Origin of the sequence: Chromobacterium fluminis, assembly GCF_011602385.1 — a bacterium.
Classification (GTDB): Bacteria; Pseudomonadota; Gammaproteobacteria; order Burkholderiales; family Chromobacteriaceae; genus Chromobacterium; species Chromobacterium fluminis.
Genome location: NZ_JAAOMA010000055.1, coordinates 17023 through 27592, shown reverse-complemented (window position 1 = coordinate 27592; position 10570 = coordinate 17023). Strand labels below are relative to the sequence as shown.

Below are 10570 nucleotides of genomic sequence, written 5' to 3'. Positions count from 1 at the left end.
CGCGAGCGCTTGGGTGAATTGCTACTTTCGAAACAACGGCGAGGGCGTGAATGCCCTCGCGTTGTGAAAAAGCAGCCGTCCCGTTACCCGATCAAACAAGTTCGATCCGCTAAGTGAACGGCATTAGGGCTTGGGCCCGGTTTTTTTTTGACGGCGGCGCGGCTCAGGCGGCCGGCGGCAGGGTGTCGGCGAAGGACGGCCGCGTCATTAGCCGCTCCAGCAGGCTGGCCAGATTGGGGTGGCTGTCGCGCCAGTCTATTTCCGGGAAGCGGAAATCCAGATAGCCCAGGCAGGCGCCGACGGCGATGTCCGCCAGGCTGTAGCCCACGCCGTTGCACCACTGGCGGTCGGCCAGGTCGGTGGCGAGCGCGGCCAGGCCGCGGTCTATCTTGCCGCGCTGGCGGGCTATCGCCTCCGGCATCTGCTTGTCGTCCGGGCGGCGTCTTTCCAGCACGATGGCCACCGCCGCGTCGACGATGCCGTCGGCCAGCGCTTCCCAGCGCCGGGTGGCGATCAGCAGACGGTTTTCCTGGGGAAGAATGCGCGATACCGGCGAGATGTTGTCCAGATACTCGGCGATGACGCGCGAGTCGTACAGCGTCGAGCCGTCATCCAGTTCCAGAACCGGCACCTTGCCCAGAGGATTGTAGTCGCCGACGCGAGTATCCGCGTTCCACGGCACGTCTTCCTCCAGCGGGCAGTCTATTTTCTTTTCGGCCAGCACGATGCGCACCTTGCGGGCGTAGGGGCTGGTCAACGAGGCGATCAGTTTCATGTTTCGGGTCGTTCTGGATGATGGCAGGCGAAGGGCTCGCCGGACGGATAAGGCCCGGCGAGCGACTACTTTAGCGCAATGCCGTGGCGGCTGGAAGGCTTACTTCAACTCCACCTTGCCGCTGACTTGCAGTTGCAGTTGAGATTGTCCTGGCTGCAGGTCCGGTTGCGCCACTTCCGCGTTGGGGGCCATGCCGGCGGCCTTCATCATCATAGGCGGACGGAAGATGGGTGACTGGCTTCCAATGTCCAACTCTTTGATATTGCTAACATTTTTTCCGATGGCCTTGGCCGCGATCTTGGCCTGGGCTTCCAGGTTGGCGATGGCTTCCGGCAGCATGCTCTGTTCCGCGTCCTTGCGCGCCTGGTCGGACACGCTGAACTGCAGTCCTTGCAGCAATAAGTTCTGTTGCAGTTTGGCCATCAGTTCGGCGGCTTGGGCGAAATCGCGGCTTTTCAGCTGAATTTCCACCCGGCCTTGCCAGCCCTGGATCTTGCCGTTTTTGTCGTAATTGGGCCAGGTGTTGTAGCCGCCGCTGGACAGCTGCACTTTGGGATAGGCGCGGCCCTGAGCGATGCCCTGGGCGGCGGCCTTGTTAAGCCTATCGGCCAGCACCGCCGGCTGAACATGGCTCATTTGTTGGTAGAAGGTGGCGCTGATCTGGTCGTTGGGCACTTCACGCTGGGCGCTGGCGGACAGATTGAGCTGGGTACTCTCGGCCAGCGCCGGGGCGGCGCTGACGGCGAGCAGGGTTCCTAGGCAGGCAAGCAAGAGAGTCTGTTTTTTCATGTGTCGATTCCCATGACATTGTTGTCTTGATCGGAAAAGTCCGATTCGCAGTGTGTAGGCCCATCATGCCCGAGAAAAGTTTCCGACGGCATACTGTCCTTCGGCCAGTTCGATCCGGTTGCGGCCGTTGCGCTTGGCCCGATAGAGCTGGCTGTCCGCGGCCCGGAACAGGCTGGACAGCCCGTCGTAGGGCTGCTGGCTGGTGCTGGCCACGCCGATGCTGACGCTGATGCTCAAGGGCGGGGCAGCGGCGGCCGGTTGCGGGCGCAGCGCGTCCACCGCGCGCAGGATGCGTTGCGCGACCGCGTGAGCGTCTTGCAGGCCGGTGCGCGGCAGCAGCATCACGAACTCCTCGCCGCCGTAACGGCCGACTATGTCGCCGGCGCGCGCTTGGGCGCGCAGGCAGGCGGCCAGTTGTTGCAGCACCAGGTCGCCGAACTGGTGGCCGTGGCGGTCGTTGATGCTTTTGAAGTGATCGACGTCCAAGAGCAGCAAGGCCAGCGGCTTGCGCTCTCGCCAGGCGCGGCGGCAGGCGGCCTCGGCCAGTTCGCGGAAGCCGCGCTGGTTGAGCAGATTGGTCAGGCCGTCGTGACTGGCCTGGTGCTGGGTCTGTTCCAGCGCGCGCTCGTAGCAGATGTACAGCGCGCACAAGATGAAGCTGAAGCTCAGCCAGTGCATGCCAAGCGAGCTGAGCATGGAAAAGCTCATTGAGTGCGCGTCGTAAACGTTGCCGGTCCAGATGGCGTGCACGAGGCGCGCCAGCGCCAGCAAGGCGTAAAGCAGGCTGACCGCCAGCGCCATTTTGCGGCCGGCGCCGGCAATGCGCGAGTGTCCGGGCCACAGTTCGCGCGCGGCCAGCAGCCAGGCGACCAGATAGACCAGGCAGACCGCGATGGTGCGCTGTCCCATATCGGCGGGGCCGGCCTGAAGATAGGCGGCCATGCCGGCGGCCACCAGCAACAGGCTTTGCCAGACGCGCGGACTCTTGCCGTTCAGGTGGCGGATGCCGCAGAGCGCGAGGGGATGAAACAGCATCCACAGCAGATTGTTGAACACCAATTGCGGCCACGGCGGCAGGCCGATGGGCAGCAGGCTGAACACGCCGCCCAGGCTGACGCTGGCGCCGGCCGCGCAGAAATACAGGAAGGCCCGCTCGCCGCGGTTGCGCAGCCAGAACATCGTGATGACGGCGGTCAGCGCCAGGCCGTAACCGGTGGTGCTGAGCACGGTGGCCTGAAAGTCGAGGATGCTTTGCATGTGGGAATCTGTTCAAAGTCCGCTGTGCGTCGTGAAACCTCGCGCCTTGGGCGCGGCGTCTTGTCTCGCGAGCGTTGGCCAGAGCTTGAACAGGTTCCGGGCGGGCGCGCTTTGCAAGGTGAATTATGACAAGCGGCCCATCATAGGGCCGTTGTCCATGCTCTTCAATCCGCAAAGCTACGCAGCCAGGCTGACAAATCCCGACAATCAGGCCGTCGGGATCCATTTGTCCTGTCAGGCCAGGTATTCGTACCCAGGCAGCGTCAGGAACTCGACGAAATCGTCGGAGGTGGTCAGCAGGTCGAACATCGCGGCGGCGTCGTCGTACTGGCGGGTCCAGCGCGCGCCGTACTCGGCCTTGAGCTTGGCCACTTCCGCCGCGTGCAATTGGTGGAACAGCTCGGCTGTTACTTTGCGGCCGTCGTCCAGCACGCCCTTGGGGCTGCGTATCCATTGCCAGATCTGAGAGCGGGAGATTTCTGCGGTGGCGGCGTCTTCCATCAAATTGTGGATGGGAACGCAGCCGTTGCCGGAAATCCAGGCGCCCAGGTACTGGATGCCCACATTGATGTTCATCGCCAGTCCGGCTTCGGTGATAGGCGCGTCCGGGCGGAAATCCAGCAATTCGGCGGCGCCGACCTGAACGTCCGGCCTTTGCTTGGCGATCTGGTTGGGCGCGTCGCCCAGCACTTTGCCGAAGGCCTCTGCGGCGATGGGCACCAGGCCGGGGTGCGCCACCCAGCCGCCGTCGTAACCGTCGGCGGCGTCGCGCTCCTTGTCCGCCCGGACGCCGGCCAAGGCCTTCTCATTGGCCGCCAGATCGTTCTTGATCGGAATCAGCGCCGCCATGCCGCCTATCGCCGGCGCCGCGCGGCGGTGGCAGGTCTTCAGCAGCAGCAGCGCGTAGGCGCGCATGAAGGGCACGGTCATGGTGATCTGGGCGCGGTTGGCCAGACAGAAGTTGCGGTTCTGACGGAATTTCTTGATGCAACTGAAAATATAGTCCCAGCGGCCGGCGTTGAGTCCGGCGCTGTGCTCGCGCAGTTCGTACAGGATTTCGTCCATTTCGAAGGCGGCGAGTATGGTTTCGATCAGCACTGTGGCCTTGATGGTGCCCTGCGGGATGGACAGCTCCTGTTGGGCGAACACGAACACCTCGTTCCACAGCCGCGCTTCCAGATGGCTTTCCATCTTGGGCAGGTAGTAATAGGTGGCGCTGCCCACGCTGTGCAGATAGGCAATGTTGTGGAAGAAGGACAAGGCGAAGTCGAACAGCGCGCCGGAGACGATGTCGCCGTCCACCTTGAGGTGTTTTTCCATCAAATGCCAGCCTCGCGGGCGCAGCAGCAGGGTGGCGGTGTCGGCATTGAGCCGGTATTGCTTGCCGTCCGGGTTGGCGAAGGAAATGGTCTTGCGATAGGCGTCGCGGACATTGATCTGGCCGTTGATCTGGTTGTCCCAGCTGGGGCAGTTGGAGTCCTCGAAATCCGCCATGAAGCTCTTGGCGCCGGAGTTGAGCGCGTTGATCATCATCTTGCGCTCCACCGGGCCGGTGATTTCCACGCGGCGGTCCAGCAAGTCGTCCGGTAGCGGCGCGATCTTCCAGTCGCCGGCGCGGACGGCGGCGGTGTCCGGCAGGAAGTCCGGCAGCTTGCCCGCGTCCAGCTCGGTCTGGCGCGCGGCGCGGGCGGCCATCAGTTCGCGGCGTCGCGGCTCGAAGCGGCGGTGCAGCTTGGCGATGAAGGCCAGCGCGTCGTGGCTGAGAATGTCGGCGTAGGCCGGGGTGAGCGTAGCGAGGATTTCCATCCCCTGGGGAAGCGCGGCTGCCATGCTGGGACTCCTTTGCAGTATTGGGCCGGACGGGATGCGGGCGCGTCCGGACCTGGGACAGTGAAGCGGGACCTGGCTAGTCTATCTAGGCAAAGCGTAAAAAAAAATGCATATATAGACATATCATCTTTTACTTTTTGTTAGCTAATCGTAGGGCGGCCCGAATGTTGAAACAATTGGAGACCTTTGTCGCCGTGGTGTCGCAGGGCAGCTTGTCGGCCGCCGCGCGCCAGGAAGGGGTGGTGCCGGCCATCATCGGCCGGCGCATAGACGCGCTGGAGGATAGGCTGGGCGTCAAGCTCTTGACCCGCAGCACGCGCAGCCTGGCCTTGACGCAGGAGGGCGCGGCCTTTTTCGAAGACTGCCAGCGTATCCTCGCCGATCTGGAGGACGCCGAGGCGGCGGTGGCTTCCGGCAGCGGCCGCGCGCGAGGCCATTTGCGGGTATCGGCGCCGGCCGGTTTCGGCCGCAAGCATGTGGCGCCGCACATCGCGGGTTTCCAGCAACTTCACCCGGACGTCAAGGTGACGCTGGATCTGTCTGACCGGCTGGTGGACCTGCAGCGCGACCGCATCGATTGCGCGATCCGCATTTCAGACCTGGCGGATTCCTCGCTGGTGGCGATCAGGCTGGCGGAGAACCGTCGTGTAGTCGTGGCGGCGCCGGCCTATCTAGCTCGCCACGGCTTGCCGCTTCGGCTGGAGGACCTGGCCGAGCACAACTGCCTGTCGCTGGGGGAGAGCCAGAGCCGCGGCTGGGCGTTTCGGCGCGAGGGCGAGGCGGTGAACCTGCGCGTGGCCGGCCGGCTGGAGTGCAACGACGGCGCGGTGCTGCACGACTGGGCGCTGCAGGGCTTGGGTTTGGCCTGGCGCTCGCTGTGGGAAGTGAAGGACGATCTATCCGACGGTCGGCTGGTGACGGTGCTGGATGAGTTCTCCGCGCCGGACTATCCCGTATGCGCGGTGGTGCCGCAGCGACGCTTGCTGCCGGCGCGGGTGCGGCACTTCGTCGACTATCTGCGGTCAGTATATGCTGACGCGGCTTATTGGAATTGAGGCGATGAAGATGAAAACAGCGATGGCGGCGCTGCTGGCGGTGCTGGCGGCCGCTCCGGCCTGGGCCGGCGCGGGCACGGTGGGGCTGAGCTGCCTGCCGTCGGCCGGCGCCGGCGTGGACATGCGCGAATGGCTGCTGGACCGGTTGGCTTTGAAGGGAGCGGCGGTGGACGAGGCGCGGCCTCAGTGGAAGCTGTGCTTCAAGCAAAGCCAGCAGCGCCAGGTGTATTGGCCTGCGGACGGCTGGTACGCCGGCGGCTGGCGCGATTGGCGCTACGGCGGCGGCATGTACTGGTCGCCGGACTATCAGGTGAGAACGGTGCGCACGTTGGCGCTGGAGGTGGTCAACAGCGCGGACGGCGCTGTGCTGTGGCAGGGTCAGCAGGAGTTGGGCGACGGGGACAACGGGCGCCAGCAATTGGAGAACGCCGCGCGCAAATTGATAGATTTGATGCCTTTGCCATAATTTGTTTTGCGCTATGATGACGTGCAGGGTTTGCCAATGGCGGGCTATATGGGGTTTCCCGCATTGCCGGCTTCGGGCCCTGCGGTACTATCGCATTCTTCCCCGGCATGAACTGCGTGGATCGGCGGCTTAAGCACCGCGCTCGACAACGGCAAGTCCTTGTTATCGCGTTTATTTAAAGCCAACGACAGACAGAGCAGCGGGGAGAGGACACAACAGATCATACAGGCCCCATCCGAGTATGAAGCGCCCGCCGGGACAGCGGGCGCTTTGTCGTTGTACCGGACGGCCGTTACGGGACAGTGAAACCAATGAGTTTGATGCGCAAAAAGAGCGTCCAGGGAATGCTGGCTACCGCTCAAACCTCGCGTGGGCTTCGCAAGGAGCTTTCCGCTTTCGACCTTACCATGCTCGGCATCGGCGCCATCATCGGCACCGGCATCTTCGTGCTGACCGGCACCGGCGCCACCGTGGCCGGCCCCGGTCTGGTGCTTTCCTTCGTGATCAGCGCTTTCGCCTGCGGCTTCGCCGCGCTGTGCTACGCCGAGTTCGCCTCCATGCTGCCGGTTTCCGGCTCCACTTACACCTACGCTTACGCGACGCTGGGCGAGATGATAGCCTGGATTATAGGCTGGGACCTGCTGCTGGAATACCTGCTGGCTTCGTCGGCGGTGTCGGTGGGCTGGTCCGGCTATTTCCAGAGCCTGTTGTCCGGCTTTGGCGTGACCTTGCCCGAATACCTGACCGCCGCCGCCGGCTCCTTGCCGGGCAAGCAGACGCTGTTCAATCTGCCGGCCTTCTGCGTGGCGCTGATGATCACCGCCTTGTTGGCCTTCGGCATCAAGGAGTCCAAGCGCGTCAACAATGTGGTGGTGCTGATCAAGGTGGGCGTGGTGTTGCTGTTCATCGGCATCGGCGTGTGGCACGTCAAGCCGGTGAACTGGCAGCCGGCGCTGCCCTTCGGCTTTTCCGGCGTGTTCCACGGCGCCGCCATCGTGTTCTTCAGCTTCATCGGCTTCGACGCGGTGACCTGCGCCGCCGAGGAAGTGAAGAACCCGGCCAAGGACATCCCGCGGGGGGTGATCTGGTCGCTGGGCGTGTGCTCGCTGCTCTATGTGGTGGTGGCGGCCATCATGACCGGCATCGTGCCTTATATGCAGTTCGCCGGCGTAGACCACCCGGTATCGCTGGCCTTGCAAGTGGCCAAGCTTGACTGGTTCGCCGGCTTTGTCGACCTGGGCGCCATCCTGGGCATGATGACGGTGATTCTGGTGATGACCTACGGTCAGACTCGCATCCTGTTCGCCATGTCGCGCGACGGCCTGCTGCCCAAGATCTTCTCCGAGGTGAACCCTAAGTACGGCACGCCGTACAAGGCTACCTGGCTTATCGGCAGCATCATCGCGCTGCTGGCCGGCTTTGTGCCGCTGCACACTCTGGCGGAATTGGTGAACATCGGCACGCTGGCCGCCTTTACCCTGATCGCCTTGTCGGTGATCGTGCTGCGCAAGCGCGAACCCAATCTGCCGCGCAAATTCGTTTGCCCGGGCGTGCCCTACATCCCGACGCTGGCCATTCTGTGCTGCGGCTTTCTGATGACCCAGCTGTCGTTGCTGACTTGGCTGTGTTTCATGGCTTGGCTGTTGATAGGCCTGGTGGTGTACTTTGGGTATTCGCGGCGGAATTCGCTGTTAAACAATCCCGCCTGAGGCGGAGCGTGAAAAAGCCGGCTTTAGCCGGCTTTTTTTGCGCTCGCGGCCGGCTGCGGGCGGATAATGGCGGCAGGGACGGAGGAGGAGAAACGATGGAAGCGAAGACCGAATTGACGGTATGGCAGGGCGACATCACCACGCTGGCGCTGGACGCCATCGTTAACGCCGCCAACGCCAGCTTGCTGGGCGGCGGCGGCGTGGACGGGGCCATTCACCGCGCCGCCGGGCCGGAGCTGCTGGCGGAATGCCTGACCTTGAACGGCTGCCGCGTCGGCGAGGCCAAGCTGACTGCCGGCTACCGGCTGCCGGCGCGGCATGTGATTCATACGGTGGGGCCAATGTGGCAGGGCGGCGCTCAGGGAGAGGCGGAGTCGCTGGCCGCCTGCTACCGCAACAGCCTGGCGCTGGCGGCGCGGCACGGGCTGGCCAGCATCGCCTTCCCGGCGATCAGCTGCGGCGTTTACGGCTATCCGGCCACAGAGGCCAGCGATATCGCGGTTGGCACCGTTCGTCAGTGGCTGGCGCAAGAGCAGCATACGTTGCGGCGCGTGCTGCTGGTGGCCTTCGACGACGCGATGGCCGGCCGCTACCGACGCTTGTTGGCCGGCGAGGCTAGCTGACCTCGCCCTTGGACGGGCGCGGCAACTGACCGCCGCAGTGTTTGCAGAAGCGCGCGTCCCAGTCGTGGCCCTCGGTGAAGCAGTGAGGGCACAGGCGGGTACCGGACACGGCTTCCGCGGTCTTGATCTTGGCGCCGCTGCCGCGCGCGATTTCGGCGGTGACTATGCCGGTGGGCACCGCGATGATGCCGTAGCCGGTGATCATCACCACGCTGGCCAGCGCCTGGCCCAGCGGCGTCTTGGGCGTGATGTCGCCGAAGCCCACCGTGGTCAGCGTGACGATGGCCCAGTAAATGCTGACCGGGATACTGGTGTAGCCGTGTTCCGGGCCTTCGATCACGAACATCATCGTGCCCAGGATCACCACCAGCAAGACCACGGTGACCAGGAACACCGTAATCTTGCGCCGGCTGGCCAGCATCGCCCGTTTCAGCTCGCTGGCCTCGCCTATGTAGCGGGTCAGTTTGAGGATGCGGAACATGCGCAACAGGCGCAGGATGCGGATATCGGCCAGGAAGCGGCTTTCCGGGATGAATAGCCCAAGATACAGCGGCAGCACCGACAGCAGGTCGATGATGCCGAAGAAGCTCTTCACATAGCGCATCGGCTTGTGGATGCAGATCAGCCGCAAGGCGTACTCGATAGTGAACAGAATGGTGAAACACCAGTCTAGTATCTTGAGTTGAGCGCCCCAGGCCGCTTGTATGCTTTGCACGCTCTCCAGAATCACTGTCAGTACCGAGAGCAGGATGGCGACGATCAGCGCCAGGTCGAAGATGCGGCCCGGCCGGGTGTCTGCCTCGTAAATGATGATGTAGAGCTTTCGGCGCCAGCCGGTGAGCGGGATCAGGGTTTCCTGTGTGGGCATAAGCGGGAAGTGGGCCTCGGTCTGCGGGTGGTGGGCAATGGTTTCAGTGTAGTTGCCGGACCGCGGCGCGCGCGGGGCCGGCTGAGACTGCCAAGTTTGTCGATTATAAGCAAACAATATTTTGGTTCGTTGCTCAGCTTGTTTATGATGCTGGGTAATATGGTTTTCTTCAAAACTGTCTGTGGAGAATAAAGATGCGAATTGCCAATGCTGTGACGGATTTGATCGGCAACACCCCGCTGGTGCGGCTTAACCGAGTGACCGACGGCTGCGGTGCCACCGTGGTCGCCAAACTGGAGTTCTTCAACCCGGCTCACAGCGTCAAGGACCGCATCGCGGTGGCGATGATCGACGCCGCCGAGCAGGCCGGCAAGATCGGCCCGGACACCACCATCGTCGAACCCACCTCCGGCAATACCGGCATCGGCCTGGCCATGGTCTGCGCCGCGCGCGGCTATAAGCTGGTGATCACCATGCCGGAAACCATGAGCCGGGAACGCCGTCAACTGCTGCGCGCCTACGGCGCCGAGTTGATCCTGACCCCGGGACCCGACGGCATGGGCGGCGCCATCGCCAAGGCGCGCGAACTGGTGGAGCAGAATCCGGACAGCCACTTCATGCCGCAGCAGTTTGAGAACCCGGCCAACCCGGCCATCCACCGCAACACCACCGCCGAAGAAGTATGGAAGGACACCGACGGCCAGGTCGACATCTTCGTCGCCGGCGTCGGCACCGGCGGCACCATCACCGGCGTGGGCGAAGTACTGAAGGCGCGCAAGCCCGGCGTGCGCATCGTAGCGGTGGAGCCGGACGCGTCTCCGGTGCTGTCCGGCGGCCCCAAAGGCCCGCACCCGATCCAGGGTATAGGCGCAGGCTTTGTGCCGGCCATCCTCAACACCGGCATTTACGATGAAATCATCCGGGTGAAGAATGAGGACTCGATGGAAACCGCGCGCGCGGTGGCGGCTCGCGAAGGCCTGCTGGTGGGCATTTCCTCCGGCGCGGCGGTGTGGGCGGCGCTGGAGCTGGCCAAGCGTCCGGAAAACGCCGGCAAGCTGATCGTGGTGGTGATTCCTTCTTTCGGCGAGCGCTATTTGTCCACGCCGCTGTTCCAGCATCTGGCGGATTAAGCGCCCGCGGCCGGCGTGGCCGCGACATCGACAGCCTGGCGGCTTTCTGCCAGGCTGTTTGTTTTTGT

Annotated in this window: 10 protein-coding genes; 5 read left to right on the top strand and 5 right to left on the bottom strand. The window is 63.7% G+C overall.

Features of this window, described 5'->3' with window-relative positions; translation table 11 throughout:
• Positions 1–163: 163 nt before the first annotated feature.
• The 4 genes from HA052_RS24115 to aceB form a co-directional block, all read right to left on the bottom strand.
• Positions 164–775 (bottom strand): glutathione S-transferase, encoded by a 612-nt coding sequence (locus HA052_RS24115; RefSeq protein WP_166453955.1) that lies wholly within the window; start codon positions 773–775, stop codon positions 164–166.
• A gap of 99 nt (positions 776–874) precedes the next feature.
• Positions 875–1564, bottom strand: a complete 690-nt coding sequence (locus HA052_RS24110) for an SIMPL domain-containing protein (RefSeq protein WP_166453954.1) — start codon at positions 1562–1564, stop codon at positions 875–877.
• Between the two features lie 63 nt (positions 1565–1627).
• The gene (locus tag HA052_RS24105; RefSeq protein WP_166453953.1) at positions 1628–2821 is read right to left on the bottom strand and encodes a GGDEF domain-containing protein; all 1194 of its coding nucleotides are present in this window, start codon (positions 2819–2821) and stop codon (positions 1628–1630) included.
• Positions 2822–3055: 234 nt separating this feature from the next.
• Positions 3056–4651: a malate synthase A gene (gene aceB, locus HA052_RS24100; protein WP_166453952.1), complete on the bottom strand. Its 1596-nt coding sequence runs from the start codon at positions 4649–4651 to the stop codon at positions 3056–3058.
• Positions 4652–4815: 164 nt separating this feature from the next.
• Between aceB and HA052_RS24095 the strand changes: the two genes are divergently transcribed.
• The 4 genes from HA052_RS24095 (at position 4816) to HA052_RS24080 (ending at position 8504) form a co-directional block, all read left to right on the top strand.
• Positions 4816–5706: a LysR family transcriptional regulator gene (locus HA052_RS24095; RefSeq protein ID WP_081550780.1), complete on the top strand. Its 891-nt coding sequence runs from the start codon at positions 4816–4818 to the stop codon at positions 5704–5706.
• Between the two features lie 4 nt (positions 5707–5710).
• Positions 5711–6172 carry a DUF4136 domain-containing protein gene (locus HA052_RS24090; RefSeq protein WP_141111369.1) on the top strand — a complete coding sequence of 154 codons (462 nt, stop codon included), beginning with the start codon at positions 5711–5713 and terminating at the stop codon, positions 6170–6172.
• Between the two features lie 311 nt (positions 6173–6483).
• Positions 6484–7881, top strand: coding sequence for a branched-chain amino acid transporter BcaP (gene bcaP / locus HA052_RS24085; RefSeq protein ID WP_166453951.1), 1398 nt, complete (start codon positions 6484–6486; stop codon positions 7879–7881).
• A 95-nt stretch (positions 7882–7976) separates the two neighbouring features.
• Positions 7977–8504, top strand: a complete 528-nt coding sequence (locus HA052_RS24080; RefSeq protein ID WP_081550786.1) for an O-acetyl-ADP-ribose deacetylase — start codon at positions 7977–7979, stop codon at positions 8502–8504.
• Here HA052_RS24080 and HA052_RS24075 read toward each other — a convergent pair.
• Entirely contained in the window at positions 8497–9372 is an 876-nt protein-coding gene (locus HA052_RS24075; RefSeq protein WP_081550828.1) for an ion transporter, read from the bottom strand. The genes HA052_RS24080 and HA052_RS24075 overlap by 8 nt on opposite strands.
• 194 nt (positions 9373–9566) lie before the next feature.
• Here HA052_RS24075 and cysK point away from each other — a divergent pair, with 194 nt between their 5' ends.
• Entirely contained in the window at positions 9567–10502 is a 936-nt protein-coding gene (gene cysK / locus HA052_RS24070) for a cysteine synthase A (protein WP_081550788.1), read from the top strand.
• Positions 10503–10570: the final 68 nt, after the last annotated feature.

Coding starts and splice junctions, on each gene's coding strand:
- HA052_RS24115 (WP_166453955.1), bottom strand. CDS start 775: ATGAAACTGATCGCCTCGTTGACCAGCCCCTACGCCCGCAAGGTGCGC.
- HA052_RS24110 (WP_166453954.1), bottom strand. CDS start 1,564: ATGAAAAAACAGACTCTCTTGCTTGCCTGCCTAGGAACCCTGCTCGCC.
- HA052_RS24105 (WP_166453953.1), bottom strand. CDS start 2,821: ATGCAAAGCATCCTCGACTTTCAGGCCACCGTGCTCAGCACCACCGGT.
- aceB (WP_166453952.1), bottom strand. CDS start 4,651: ATGGCAGCCGCGCTTCCCCAGGGGATGGAAATCCTCGCTACGCTCACC.
- HA052_RS24095 (WP_081550780.1), top strand. CDS start 4,816: ATGTTGAAACAATTGGAGACCTTTGTCGCCGTGGTGTCGCAGGGCAGC.
- HA052_RS24090 (WP_141111369.1), top strand. CDS start 5,711: ATGAAGATGAAAACAGCGATGGCGGCGCTGCTGGCGGTGCTGGCGGCC.
- bcaP (WP_166453951.1), top strand. CDS start 6,484: ATGAGTTTGATGCGCAAAAAGAGCGTCCAGGGAATGCTGGCTACCGCT.
- HA052_RS24080 (WP_081550786.1), top strand. CDS start 7,977: ATGGAAGCGAAGACCGAATTGACGGTATGGCAGGGCGACATCACCACG.
- HA052_RS24075 (WP_081550828.1), bottom strand. CDS start 9,372: ATGCCCACACAGGAAACCCTGATCCCGCTCACCGGCTGGCGCCGAAAG.
- cysK (WP_081550788.1), top strand. CDS start 9,567: ATGCGAATTGCCAATGCTGTGACGGATTTGATCGGCAACACCCCGCTG.